The organism is Pseudomonas frederiksbergensis (genome assembly GCF_001874645.1).
Classification (GTDB): Bacteria; Pseudomonadota; Gammaproteobacteria; order Pseudomonadales; family Pseudomonadaceae; genus Aquipseudomonas; species Aquipseudomonas frederiksbergensis_B.
Genome location: NZ_CP017886.1, coordinates 3,031,625 through 3,045,046 on the forward strand (window position 1 = coordinate 3,031,625; position 13,422 = coordinate 3,045,046).

12 protein-coding genes are annotated in these 13,422 nt (G+C 59.6%); 10 read left to right on the top strand and 2 right to left on the bottom strand.

Annotation, left to right across the window (positions count from 1 at the left end; genetic code table 11):
- The first annotated feature begins 10 nt into the window (after window positions 1-10).
- From BLL42_RS14545 to BLL42_RS14555, 3 genes are all read left to right on the top strand, one after another.
- Entirely contained in the window at window positions 11-1,093 is a 1,083-nt protein-coding gene (locus BLL42_RS14545; RefSeq protein WP_071552727.1) for a 5-(carboxyamino)imidazole ribonucleotide synthase, read from the top strand.
- 115 nt (window positions 1,094-1,208) lie between these two features.
- On the top strand, window positions 1,209-1,454 hold the full coding sequence (locus BLL42_RS14550; RefSeq protein ID WP_071552728.1) for a GlsB/YeaQ/YmgE family stress response membrane protein: 246 nt from the start codon (window positions 1,209-1,211) through the stop codon (window positions 1,452-1,454).
- An 88-nt stretch (window positions 1,455-1,542) separates the two neighbouring features.
- Complete coding sequence (locus BLL42_RS14555) at window positions 1,543-2,079, top strand: DUF3299 domain-containing protein (protein WP_071555762.1); 537 nt, start codon at window positions 1,543-1,545, stop codon at window positions 2,077-2,079.
- 39 nt (window positions 2,080-2,118) lie between these two features.
- On the opposite strand, the gene BLL42_RS14560 is transcribed toward BLL42_RS14555, so the two are convergent.
- On the bottom strand, window positions 2,119-3,018 hold the full coding sequence (locus BLL42_RS14560; protein ID WP_071555763.1) for a D-hexose-6-phosphate mutarotase: 900 nt from the start codon (window positions 3,016-3,018) through the stop codon (window positions 2,119-2,121).
- A 56-nt stretch (window positions 3,019-3,074) separates the two neighbouring features.
- Window positions 3,075-3,479: an acyl-CoA thioesterase gene (locus BLL42_RS14565; RefSeq protein ID WP_019694314.1), complete on the bottom strand. Its 405-nt coding sequence runs from the start codon at window positions 3,477-3,479 to the stop codon at window positions 3,075-3,077.
- A gap of 361 nt (window positions 3,480-3,840) precedes the next feature.
- On the opposite strand from BLL42_RS14565, the gene BLL42_RS14570 reads away from it, so the two are divergent.
- From BLL42_RS14570 to BLL42_RS14600, 7 genes are all read left to right on the top strand, one after another.
- The gene (locus BLL42_RS14570) at window positions 3,841-5,139 is read left to right on the top strand and encodes an MFS transporter (protein WP_071552729.1); all 1,299 of its coding nucleotides are present in this window, start codon (window positions 3,841-3,843) and stop codon (window positions 5,137-5,139) included.
- Window positions 5,140-5,364: 225 nt separating this feature from the next.
- The gene (locus tag BLL42_RS14575; RefSeq protein ID WP_071552730.1) at window positions 5,365-6,369 is read left to right on the top strand and encodes a phosphate ABC transporter substrate-binding protein PstS; all 1,005 of its coding nucleotides are present in this window, start codon (window positions 5,365-5,367) and stop codon (window positions 6,367-6,369) included.
- 442 nt (window positions 6,370-6,811) lie between these two features.
- On the top strand, window positions 6,812-8,845 hold the full coding sequence (locus tag BLL42_RS14580) for an ABC transporter permease subunit (protein WP_174553358.1): 2,034 nt from the start codon (window positions 6,812-6,814) through the stop codon (window positions 8,843-8,845).
- A gap of 15 nt (window positions 8,846-8,860) precedes the next feature.
- Entirely contained in the window at window positions 8,861-10,531 is a 1,671-nt protein-coding gene (gene pstA, locus BLL42_RS14585; protein WP_071552732.1) for a phosphate ABC transporter permease PstA, read from the top strand.
- 83 nt (window positions 10,532-10,614) lie between these two features.
- Entirely contained in the window at window positions 10,615-11,448 is an 834-nt protein-coding gene (gene pstB, locus BLL42_RS14590) for a phosphate ABC transporter ATP-binding protein PstB (protein WP_071552733.1), read from the top strand.
- 74 nt (window positions 11,449-11,522) lie between these two features.
- Window positions 11,523-12,284: a phosphate signaling complex protein PhoU gene (gene phoU, locus BLL42_RS14595; RefSeq protein ID WP_071552734.1), complete on the top strand. Its 762-nt coding sequence runs from the start codon at window positions 11,523-11,525 to the stop codon at window positions 12,282-12,284.
- Window positions 12,285-12,463: 179 nt separating this feature from the next.
- A complete protein-coding gene (locus tag BLL42_RS14600; RefSeq protein ID WP_071552735.1) occupies window positions 12,464-13,369 on the top strand; it encodes a response regulator in 906 nt (301 codons plus the stop codon).
- Window positions 13,370-13,422 lie beyond the last annotated feature (53 nt).

Sequence of the window (13,422 nt, forward strand, 5' to 3'; positions counted from 1 at the left end):
GTTGTTGACGATGAAAATCGGTGTAATCGGTGGCGGCCAGCTGGGTCGCATGTTGGCCTTGGCGGGTACGCCGCTGGGAATGAACTTCGCTTTTCTGGACCCTGCGCCGGATGCCTGCGCAGCCGCGCTGGGTGAACACCTGCGCGCCGATTACGGTGATCAGGACCACCTGCGCCAGTTGGCTGATGAAGTCGACCTGGTGACCTTCGAATTCGAAAGCGTCCCTGCCGAAACCGTGGCCTTCCTGTCGCAATTTGTCCCGGTTTACCCGAGTGCCGAAGCGCTGCGCATTGCCCGTGATCGCTGGTTCGAAAAGAGCCTGTTCAAGGACCTGGGCATTCCGACTCCGGCCTTCGCCGATATCCACTCGCAAGCCGACCTGGAGGCTGCGGTAGCCACCATCGGCCTGCCCGCCGTGCTGAAAACCCGCACCCTGGGTTACGACGGCAAGGGCCAGAAAGTCCTGCGCACGTCGGCTGATGTGGTCGGCACCTTCGCCGAGCTGGGTAGCGTGGCCTGCTTGCTGGAAGGCTTCGTGCCGTTCACCGGTGAAGTGTCGCTGATCGCCGTGCGTGCTCGCGATGGCGAAACGAGGTTCTACCCGCTGGTCCACAATACCCACGACAGCGGCATTCTCAAGTTGTCCGTGGCCAGCACCGACCACCCGTTGCAAGCCCTGGCTGAGGATTACTCCAGCCGCGTGCTCAAGCAACTGGATTACGTCGGCGTGATGGCATTCGAGTTCTTTGAAGTCGACGGTGGCCTCAAGGCCAACGAAATCGCCCCGCGCGTACACAATTCCGGGCACTGGACTACCGAAGGTGCCGAGTGCAGTCAGTTCGAAAACCACCTGCGCGCCGTGGCCGGCCTGCCGCTGGGCTCGACCGCCAAGGTCGGCGAGAGCGCGATGCTTAACTTCATCGGCGTTGTCCCGCCGGTCGAGAAGGTCATCGCCATTGCTGATTGCCATCTGCACCACTACGGCAAGGCGTTCAAGGTCGGCCGCAAGGTCGGTCACGCCAACCTGCGTTGCGCCGACAGGGCCACGCTGGAGCAACAGATCCTCAAGGTCGAAGCGCTGATCGCCGAATAGTTTCATCTGGCGGCGACGGAACCTTCGGTCGCCGCCGTTCTCTGATGGCAGGATGCCAAAGCCTGACTAGGCTTTGGCTTAGTGTCCTGTCTCACTTCACTCAGAGGGAAACGCCATGCATATTATTGGAACCATCTTCATCGGATTGATCGTTGGCCTGCTGGCTCGTTTCCTGAAACCGGGTGACGACAGCATGGGCTGGATCATGACCATCCTGCTCGGCATCGGCGGTTCGCTGGCGGCCACGTACGGCGGCCAGGCGCTGGGTATCTATCAGGCTGGCCAAGGTGCGGGCTTCATCGGTGCACTGGTGGGCGCGATCATCCTGTTGGTGATTTACGGCTTCATCAAAAAGAGCTGATTCAAGCGACAAAGCCCTCTCGGCTCTGCGTGCGGGGAGGGTTAAAATGCTCGACGACTTACTGACCCCCTTTTTGCCGAGCACATTCATGCGCCGTCTTCTGTTGACTCTTCTATTGCTGGGCACTGGCCTGGTCCATGCTGGCGAGCTGCCGGAAACCGACTGGCTCGAACTGATGCCCAAGTCGGACCAGAAAGCCCTTGAGGCCATGCCTGAAATCGACCACAACTCGCCCGAAGCCAATGGCACCTTTACCGACAAGGGTGGCTTGAAGCAGAGCAAGGGCTTGCCGGCGGTGATGTATTCGACCAAAACCGTGGCGTCGATGAACGACAAGAACATCCGTATCGGTGGGTATCCCGTGCCACTGGAAACCGACGCCAAGGGTCGCAGCACGCTGTTCTTCCTGGTGCCGTACCCAGGCGCCTGCATCCACGTGCCGCCACCGCCGCCTAACCAGTTGGTGCTGGTGCGCTATCCGAAGGGCTTGAAGCTGGACGATATCTACACACCGTTGTGGGTCACCGGCACGCTGAAGATCGAGAAGGTCAACAACGACCTGGCCGATGCAGCCTATGCACTGGATGCGGCGAAAGTGCGGGCGGTCAAAGAGTCGGATTTGTAATCGAAAAAGATCGTCCGAACGCGGCCCGATCTTTTGACCTTAAAGCGGTTTGCTGGCGATGCTCACACCCAGCGTATGGCTCGCCCCTGGCGCCAGGGTCACCACGTCATCCATCACATTCGCCGTTTCGATGCACAGCATGCGCTGCCAGCCATCGTCGGCCATGTCGCTGAACTGCGCCGCCCGCGCGATCCACGGGTTCCAGATGACCGCCGAGCGCGAGCCGCTGCTGGTCAGCTCGATGCGCCGTTCCCAGGCCGGATCGACGATGCTCAATTGCGCCGGTGTCTCCAGGTAGATCCGGTCGGTTTCCCCGGCAAAACGCAGATCGTCGGTCTGAGTGACGATTTTCCAGTTATCCAGGGTTTCGATGTAGTTCAGCCCGTCCAGGCCTTCGACGTGCACGTTGCGTACATCGCTGACGGCGTAGTAGCTGTGCAGCGCCTGGCTGATGGTGACGGGGGCGCTGCCCTGGTTTTGGCTGGTCAGGTTGATGTGCAGTTGCTCATCCAGGCGAATGCTCAGTTTCAGATCCACCGAATACGGCCAACCTGGCAAGCCGCCTTCGGGGTAGGGCAGGAAGAATTCGACCTTCAGGCTTTCGCCTTCGGTTTCAATTGCACCCAGCTCCCAGTCCATTGCCCGCACCAGTCCATGGGCGGTAGCCGGTTGATCGCTGACGCGCATCGCCTGAACGCTCGGCGGGTTGCGGTCCAGATTGCCAAACCACGGCCAGCAGATCGGAACACCGGCGCGGATGCTGTTGCCGGTTTTGAACACAGCCTCTTCGTTGAGCCATATCAGCGGCGGTTGCCCGGCCAGTTGATAACTGAGGATGTGCGCGCCTTGCTGGGCCACCAGCAATTCGGCCTGACCGTGGCGGATGCGCCAGCAGTTCAGTTCATTCAGTTTCACGGCTTCAACGTTGGGAGTAGGCATGTTGCACATCTCGTTCAGGATCATTGACGGCAATGGACCGCAGACGGCCGCCGGGTTTAACGAGCTCTAGGCGGAACCGAACGGGTGCGGCCGCTGCCATCGATGGCGACGAACACGAACACCGCTTCAGTGACTTTACGCCATTCGCTGGACAACGGATCGTCGCTCCAGACTTCGACCATCATCTTGATCGAGCTGCGGCCGATTTCCGTTGCCTGGGTATAGAAGGACAGCTGAGCGCCTACCGCGACCGGCACCAGGAACGCCATGCGATCGATCGCCACCGTGGCGACGCGTCCGCCCGCGACCTTGCTGGCCATCGCCGTACCGGCCAAATCCATCTGTGACACCAGCCAGCCGCCGAAAATATCGCCAAAGCCGTTGGTTTCGCGAGGAAGCGCGGTAATTTGCAGGGCCAGATCGCCTTGCGGAATAGGATCTTCTTGTTCGAGCTCTATCATGCCGGGGGTGCCTCTGACCCGTGACTCTCTTTTGTACTTCAGGTGAATAGCCGTCTTGGGAAAAACGATTCAGCCCGAACATACTACGTTCGTCGCGTTTTTCGTAAGGCGTACTAAAGGGAAACTCTGCGAAATCGACTGGTAGAGCCAGCGGCGTCTTCGCACAGCAACCCTTTCAGCGTGTTGCAGGTTGCGAGTATATCGAGCGGTAGACCGCGCGACGACCACCCGGTTCTCATTTTGACGGCCAAATACGCGCTTCCCTGTGCTTTTTCGAACAATTTGCTATCGTGCCGAACCTGCCCAAGCCCCTGCCAGCGTTGTTGGGGTTGCGGATCTGACTATAAGAGAAGCCCTTGCCATGACCACAGCGCCATCGAGCATAGCGACACCCGCGCAATCTGCACGCCCCTTGACCCGCAACGATTACAAGACACTGTCGCTTTCAGCGTTGGGCGGCGCGCTGGAGTTTTACGACTTCATCATTTTCGTGTTCTTTGCCACGGTCGTCGGCAAGTTGTTCTTCCCGGCGGACATGCCCGAGTGGCTGCGGCTGATGCAGACCTTCGGCATCTTTGCCGCCGGTTACCTGGCGCGGCCCTTGGGCGGCATCGTCATGGCGCACTTCGGCGACCTGCTGGGGCGCAAGAAAATGTTCACCCTGAGCATTTTCATGATGGCCGTGCCGACGCTGATCATGGGCTTGCTGCCGACGTACGCACAGATCGGCCTGTGGGCGCCGATCCTGTTGCTGCTGATGCGGGTGATCCAGGGCGCGGCGATTGGCGGTGAAGTGCCAGGGGCCTGGGTATTCGTTTCCGAACACGTGCCACAGCGGCACATTGGCTACGCCTGCGGCACGCTGACGTCCGGCCTGACCGCCGGCATCCTGCTCGGCTCGCTGGTCGCCACCGCGATCAACAGTCTCTACACCCCTGAGCAGGTGGCCGATTACGCCTGGCGGATCCCGTTCCTGCTCGGCGGTGTGTTTGGCCTGTTCTCGGTCTACCTGCGCCGCTGGCTGCACGAAACCCCGGTGTTTGCCGAGTTGCAATTGCGCAAGGCGCTGGCCGAAGAAGTGCCGCTGCGTGCGGTCCTGCGTGACCATCGCGGCGCCATTGCCATCTCGATGCTGCTGACCTGGCTGCTGTCGGCCGGGATTATCGTGGTCATTCTGATGACCCCAACCGTGCTGCAAACCATTTATCACTTCTCGGCCACGACCGCGCTGCAAGCCAATAGCGTGGCTATCGTGTGCCTGAGTCTGGGCTGCGTGGTCTCCGGCGCGCTAGCGGATCGTTTCGGCGCTGGCCGGGTGTTCGTGTTCGGCAGCGCGGCGCTGTTGGCGACTTCCTGGACGTTCTACCACAGCCTGTTCAATCACCCCGACTGGCTGTTCCCGCTGTACGCGCTGACCGGCCTGTTCGTCGGCACCATCGGCGCGGTGCCGTTCGTGATGGTCAAGGCGTTCCCGGCCGTGGTGCGCTTCAGCGGCCTGTCGTTCTCCTACAACCTGGCCTACGCGATCTTTGGTGGCCTGACCCCGATGGTTGTCACCCTGTTGCTCAAGGAAAGCCCAATGGGGCCGGCGTATTACGTGGCGATCATTTGCGGCATCGGCATCCTGGTGGGTAGCTACCTCTGGAAGAACAACCGCTGATTCACTGAATCAAAAGATCGCAGCCTGCGGCAGCTCCTACGCCAGATCGGTGAACGCCCTGTAGGAGCTGCCGCAGGCCGCGATCTTTTCGGGTTTCATTTCAAGGGCCAGCTCTCTCCGAGTGTCGGCCTTTCATCTAATTGTCATATTCAAGTCATAGAGTGTTTGCACGGCCTGCCGATGCTTGGCCCCGACTTAACACACCCTATTTGCTAGGAGCAAGGCATGAAACTGAAGCGTTTGATGGCGGCAATGACTTTTGTCGCTGCTGGCGTTGCGACCGCCAATGCGGTCGCCGCTGGTGTTGACCCGGCTATTAAGCCTTATGTAAAGGCCACCGGTGTGTCGGGCAACCTGTCCAGCGTCGGTTCCGATACCCTGGCCAACCTCATGACCCTGTGGGCTGAGAACTACAAAAAAGAATACCCGAACGTAAACATCCAGATTCAGGCCGCTGGCTCCGCCACTGCGCCACCTGCGTTGACTGAAGGCACCTCCAACCTGGGCCCGATGAGCCGCAAGATGAAGGACACCGAACTGGCTGCCTTCGAGCAGAAGTACGGCTACAAGCCAACCGCTATCCCGGTTGCCGTGGATGCCCTGGCCGTGTTCGTGCACAAGGACAACCCGATCCAGCACCTGACCATGGAACAAGTCGACGCGATCTTCTCCTCGACTCGTCTGTGCGGCGCTAAAGAAGAAGTCAAAACCTGGGGCGACCTGGGCGTGAAAGGCGACCTGGCCAACAAGCCGGTTCAACTGTTCGGCCGTAACTCGGTATCCGGCACGTATGGCTACTTCAAAGAAGAAGCCCTGTGCAAAGGCGACTACAAGCCAAACGTCAACGAACAACCAGGCTCGGCGTCGGTCGTGCAATCGATCAGCTCGTCGCTGAACGGTATCGGTTACTCGGGCATCGGCTACAAGACCGCCAGTGTGAAAACCGTTGCCCTGTCGAAGAAAGGCAGCACCGAGTTCATCGAAGACACCGAAGAAAACGCCCTGAACGGCAAATACCCGCTGTCGCGTTTCCTCTACGTTTACGTCAACAAAGCCCCGAACAAGCCTCTGGCCCCGCTGGAAGCCGAGTTCGTGAAACTGGTTCTGTCCAAACAGGGCCAGGAAGTTGTCGTGAAAGACGGCTACATCCCACTGCCAGCCAAAGTTGCCGCCAAGGCACTGGCTGACCTGGGTCTGCAAGAAGGCGGCGCTGAAGTCGCAAAAAAGTAACACCGTAGGTCCGGGGGACTAACCTCGGACCTGTGTAGGAGCGTGTAGGAGCTGTCGAGTGAAACGAGGCTGCTCCTACATAGTTCCTACCCCCCCAAGAATTTTTACTCCGCTGCCAGTTCACACAGGCGGCGGATTTGTTGCGTCACTGCATTGTCATCTTTCTGTCATACAGGATCGCTAGGGTGTGCGCATGAATGATCTGGCCAATTCCACCATGACTACCAATCCCCCCAAGCGAATTGACTTCAATACGCCTGAGTTACAACGCAAACGTCGCATCCGTGCGCTTAAAGACCGCCTGACCCACTGGTACGTCTTCGTCGGCGGTCTCGCCGTGCTCGGTGCGATCACGCTGATCTTCTTCTTCCTTGGCTACGTCGTTGCGCCACTGTTTCAGGGCGCCAACCTGACCGCCAAAGACGCGATCACCCCGGCCTGGATGCAAGACGCCGGCAAACCGCTGATGATCTCCCTCGAAGAACAGAACCAGGTCGCCATGCGGGTTTCCGACAAGGGCCAGGCGCTGTTTTTCGACGTCGACAGTGGCGCCGAGCTGCGCCGCGTCGACCTGCCAATCCCGGCCGGCACCCGCGTAACCTCCATTGGTAAAGACCAACCCGGCCATCCGTTGGTCGTCGTGGGCCTGTCCAACGGTCAGGCACTGGTATTCAGTCACACTTATAAAGTCAGCTATCCGGAAGGCAAGAAAACCATCTCGCCGGCCATCGAGTTCCCCTACGGCGAAACACCGATCGCGTTGAACGAGCAGGGCGGTGCCCTGGAGCACGTCAGCCTCAATGCGACCGATTCGACCCTGCTGCTCGCCGGCTCTACCGGTTCGCAATTGCAGGTGCTGTCGCTGACCAGCGAAGAAAACATGATGACCGGTGAGGTCACCAACGAGCAGAAGCGTATCGAACTGCCGCAAATGACCGAGACGGTGAAGAACATCTTCGTCGACCCGCGTCAGCAGTGGCTGTACGTGGTCAACGGCCGTGCTCAGGCCGACGTCTTCAGCCTGCGTGACAAAAGTCTCAACGGTCGCTACAAACTGCTGGATGACGGCGAAGCGCAAGTGACTGCCAGTACTCAACTGGTGGGTGGTATCTCGCTGATCATCGGCGACTCCAAGGGTAGTCTGGCCCAGTGGTTCATGGCTCGCGATACCGATGGCGAGCAACGACTGAAACAGATCCGTACTTTCCAGATGGGCACCACGCCGATCGTTGAAATCACCGCTGAAGAACGTCGCAAGGGCTTCCTCGCCCTCGACACTTCCGGCAAGCTCGGCGTGTTCCACAGCACCGCCCACCGCACCTTGCTGGTGGACCAGGTGGTCGATGGCTCGGGCATCTTCGGCCTGTCGCCGCGTGCCAACCGCGTCATCGTGGAACAGGGCGGCAAGTTGCAACCGCTGCTGCTCGACAACCCGCACCCGGAAGTCTCGTGGAGCGCGTTGTGGAGCAAGGTCTGGTACGAAAACTACGACGAGCCTAAATACGTCTGGCAATCGACCGCGGCCAACACCGACTTCGAACCCAAGATGAGCCTTTCGCCACTGACCTTCGGTACGCTGAAAGCCGCGTTCTACGCGATGCTGCTGGCCGCACCGCTCGCGGTAGCGGCGGCGATCTACACCGCTTACTTCATGGCTCCGGGTATGCGCCGCAAGGTCAAGCCGGTCATCGAATTGATGGAAGCGATGCCGACGGTGATCCTCGGCTTCTTTGCCGGCCTGTTCCTCGCACCGTATGTGGAAGGGCATTTGCCGGGCATTTTCAGCCTGTTGATGCTCTTGCCGATCGGCATTCTGGTGGCTGGTTTCATCTTCAGTCGCCTGCCTGAATCCGTGCGCCTGAAAGTGCCGGACGGCTGGGAAAGCGCGATCCTGATCCCGGTGATTCTGTTTGTGGGCTGGTTGTCGCTGTACATGAGCCCGTACATGGAAACCTGGTTCTTCGGCGGCGACATGCGCATGTGGATCTCCCACGACCTGGGCATCACCTACGATCAGCGCAACGCACTGGTGGTTGGTCTGGCCATGGGCTTTGCGGTGATCCCGAACATCTACTCGATCGCCGAAGACGCCGTGTTCAGCGTGCCGCGCGGCCTGACGCTGGGCTCCCTGGCCCTCGGCGCCACGCCATGGCAGACCATGACCCGCGTGGTAATCCTCACCGCCAGCCCGGGCATTTTCTCGGCACTGATGATCGGCATGGGCCGTGCGGTCGGGGAAACCATGATCGTGCTGATGGCCACCGGTAACACCCCGGTCATGGAAATGAACCTGTTCGAAGGCCTGCGTACCCTGGCCGCCAACGTTGCGGTGGAAATGCCCGAATCGGAAGTCGGTGGCAGCCACTACCGCGTGCTGTTCCTTTCGGCGCTGGTGCTGCTGTTGTTCACCTTCATCATGAACACCCTCGCGGAGCTGATCCGTCAGCGTCTGCGCAAGAAATACTCGTCGCTTTAAGAAAGGTAGAAGTCTGTGAAACAGAACTCCCTGAAAGGATGGTTCAAGAGCGGCGCCCCCGGCGTCTGGATCAGCGGTGGCGCGGTGTCCATCGCGGTCATCATGACCATTGGTTTGCTGGCGGTGATTGCCGTGCGCGGTCTGGGCCACTTCTGGCCAGCAGACCTGATGCACGCCAGTTACGACGTGCCGGGCCAGGCCAACCATGTCGTCATCGGCGAAGTGGTACAGAAAGAAGAAGTGCCACGCGAGCGTCTGAAAAGCGCGGGTTTGCCCGTGCCGGATCAAGGTCCGGAATTCATGACCCGCGAGCTGATCAAGGTCGGTAACCGTGACCTGAACGGCAACGACTTTACCTGGATCGTCGGCGAATGGTTGACCAACCAGAGCACGCCGCGGGAGCTGATGACCATCGAGCGCCGCGAGTGGGGTAACTTCTACGGCTACCTGGTCAACGTCAAACAGGACGGCAAGGTCATCGCTGAAGGCGAAGCGGCCTGGCCGGAGCTGCAAGCGCGGGTGGACCGCGTCAACACGCTCGCGGCACAACTCAAAAGCCTCGAAAAAACCGACATCGGTGCGATCAACTCGGGCCTTGAGCGGATTCGTCTGCACGGCCGCAAGCTGGAGCTGGAAGGTAAACTCGATGCGACCGCGCAAGCCGACATGGACACCGAACGCGCTGAGCTGAACGCCCGCTATCAAGACATTGAAGCGCGCTTGAGCGATCTGCACGTGCAGTTCAACCGCGACAGCCTGACCGCTCGCGATGCCAACGGTAAAGAAGTCGAAATCGGCATCGGCAAAGTCGTTCATGCCTACCAGCCGAACGCCATGAACTACCTGACCAAACTGGGTTTCTACTTCAAGAAGGTCTGGGAATTTCTCAGCGACGACCCGCGTGAAGCCAACACCGAAGGCGGGATCTTCCCGGCGATCTTCGGCACCGTGATGATGACCTTGATCATGGCGATGATCGTCACCCCGTTCGGCGTACTGGCAGCGGTCTACCTGCGTGAATATGCACGTCAGGGGCCGATGACCCGTTTGATCCGCATCGCGGTGAACAACCTGGCGGGCGTTCCGGCGATTGTTTACGGGGTGTTCGGTCTGGGCTTCTTCGTTTACGTACTCGGCGGTTCGGTTGACCGTTTGTTCTTCCCTGAAGCCCTGCCGGCGCCGACCTTCGGCACCCCGGGCTTGCTCTGGGCCTCGCTGACCCTGGCGCTGCTGGCGGTGCCGGTGGTGATCGTGGCCACTGAAGAAGGTCTGGCGCGGATTCCTCGCACCGTGCGTGAAGGCTCGTTGGCCCTCGGCGCGACCAAGGCTGAAACCTTGTGGAAGATCGTACTGCCGATGGCCAGCCCGGCGATGATGACCGGGATGATCCTCGCCGTGGCTCGCGCTGCCGGTGAAGTGGCACCGCTGATGCTGGTGGGTGTGGTGAAGCTGGCGCCGTCGCTGCCGGTCGACGGCAACTACCCGTACCTGCACCTTGACCAGAAAATCATGCACTTGGGCTTCCATATTTATGACGTCGGCTTCCAGAGTCCGAACGTCGAAGCCGCGCGGCCACTGGTGTATGCCACGGCGCTGCTGCTGGTGCTGGTGATCGCCACGCTCAACCTGTCGGCCGTGTGGATTCGTAACCACCTGCGCGAGAAATACAAAGCGCTGGACAGCTGATAGCTGTCCCCAAAATTGAATGTGCCGCTGGCCCTGATGCCGGCAGCTCACTGAACCGAATTTGTTAGCACAGGGAGCTTCCCATGCAGCACGAAACACATACCCACGGCATCAACATGTCGGCCCTGGGTCGCGACAAACAGAGCCTGAACCTGGAACAGGAAACCGTGGCCATCGAAGTGCCAAGCCTGAGCCTGTTCTACGGCGACAAACAAGCGCTGTACGATGTCAGCATGAACATTCCCAAGCAGCGCGTGACCGCTTTCATCGGTCCGTCCGGTTGCGGCAAGTCAACGCTGCTGCGCACCTTCAACCGGATGAACGATCTGGTTGATGGCTGCCGTGTCGAAGGCGAGATCAACCTGTACGGCAACAACATCTACCGCAAGGGCGAAGACGTGGCCGAACTGCGTCGTCGCGTCGGCATGGTGTTCCAGAAACCGAACCCGTTCCCGAAAACCATTTATGAAAACGTGGTCTATGGCCTGCGTATTCAAGGCATCAACAAAAAGCGCGTACTCGACGAAGCCGTCGAATGGGCGTTGAAAGGCGCCGCGCTGTGGGATGAAGTGAAAGACCGTTTGCACGAGTCGGCACTGGGCTTGTCCGGTGGTCAGCAGCAACGTCTGGTGATCGCTCGTACCATTGCGGTCGAGCCGGAAGTACTGCTGCTCGACGAACCGTGCTCGGCACTTGACCCGATCTCGACGTTGAAAGTCGAAGAGCTGATCTACGAACTGAAATCCAAGTTCACCATCGTCATCGTGACCCACAACATGCAACAGGCTGCGCGGGTTTCCGACTACACGGCGTTCATGTACATGGGCAAACTGGTGGAGTTCGGCGACACCGATACCCTGTTCACCAATCCGGCGAAGAAGCAGACCGAAGACTACATCACCGGTCGTTACGGCTAGGATGCCGCTAGCGTTGCTCGCTAAACCATCGCTGCGGTAGACCGCACCTTACCGGACGCTCCAAGGACGCCAACATGATTAGTAAAGAAGGCCTTACCCACCACATCTCCCAGCAGTTCAACGCTGAGCTTGAGGAAGTGCGCAGCCACCTCCTGGCCATGGGCGGGCTGGTCGAGAAGCAGGTCAATGACGCGGTCACTGCACTGATAGAAGCGGACACGGGGCTGGCCCAACAAGTGCGCGAGATCGACGACCAGATCAACCAGATGGAACGCAACATCGACGAAGAATGCCTGCGCATTCTGGCCCGTCGTCAGCCGGCCGCGTCGGACTTGCGTTTGATCATCAGCATTTCCAAGTCGGTGATCGACCTGGAACGCATCGGCGATGAAGCGACCAAAATCGCCCGCCGTGCCATCCAGCTGTGTGAAGAAGGCGAGGCTCCGCGGGGTTACGTCGAAGTTCGGCACATCGGCGACCAGGTACGCAACATGGTTCGCGACGCGCTGGACGCCTTCGCTCGCTTCGACGCCGAGCTGGCGTTGTCGGTGGCCCAGTACGACAAGATCATCGACCGTGAATACAAGACCGCGCTGCGCGAGCTGGCGACCTACATGATGGAAGATCCGCGTTCTATCACGCGGGTCTTGAGCATCATTTGGGTGCTGCGTTCGCTGGAGCGGATTGGCGACCACGCACGCAATATTTCCGAACTGGTGATTTATCTGGTGCGCGGTACCGATGTCCGTCACTTGGGCCTCAAGCGCATGAAGGAAGAAGTTGAAGGTACAAGTGCCGAAAGCGCTAATGTTCCGGTCAAAGCTGACGATAAGTAAGATTGCCAAGTAAAGCGCCCGGCCTTTTGGTCGGGCGTTTTTGTTTGTGTGGCTTTCGAATTGAAAAACCGAATGGAAAAGCAGCACCCGCGAACGAAAAGTCCCGGCGTGACTGAAGAGTTTTGGCAAAGTGCCATCAGCCAGCGTTATGCTTGCCGGGATTTTTATAGGGGTGTTGGATGAGCAAGATCAGTGTGTTGGTCGTGGACGATGCGTCGTTCATTCGTGACTTGGTAAAGAAGTGCCTGCGCAACTACTTCCCGGGTATCCGGACCGAAGATGCCGTCAACGGCAAAAAGGCCCAGGCCATGCTGGCCAAGGAAGCGTTCGATCTGGTGCTGTGTGACTGGGAAATGCCGGAAATGTCGGGCCTCGAACTGCTGACCTGGTGCCGCGAGCAGGACAATCTCAAGAGCATGCCGTTTGTCATGGTCACCAGCCGGGGCGACAAGGAAAACGTGGTTCAGGCAATCCAGGCCGGCGTTTCGGGCTATGTCAGCAAGCCTTTCACCAACGAGCAGCTGCTGACCAAGGTCAAGCAGGCGCTGAACAAGGTCGGCAAACTCGACACCTTGATGAGCAGCGCGCCAACCAAGATGAATTCGGCGTTCGGCAACGACTCCCTCAGCGCGCTCACGGGCGGCAAGGCTGCTGTCGTCGCCCCCGCAGCCGCCCCGACCGCAGCCGCCCCCTCTCGCGGTCTGCTCAACAGCCCACCGGTCAAGGCGCCAGCAGCGGCCCCGGCGGGTGGTCGTGGCCAAGGTCAACTGCGTCTGCCCAGTGGTACTGCGCAATGCGTGATCAAAGCGTTGAGCATCAAGGAAGCATTGTTGGTGGTTAAACGCACCGACACCCTGCCGCAAGTGCTCGACAGCGCAGTGCTCGACCTGGAGCAAGGCGACAACGCCGAAGTCGCGCGCCTGAACGGCTACCTGCACGCCATCGTCGCCCACGAGCCGAAACCCGACAGCGACTGGCTGCAACTGACCTTCCGCTTCGTCGACCAGGACGCACAAAAGCTTGACTACATCTCCCGCCTGATTGCCCGCGGTACGGCGCAGAAGCATTTCGTACCGGGCGCGTAAGCGTCGCTTCTAAAAGATCGCAGCCTGCGGCAGCGCCTACAAAACCGGTGTAG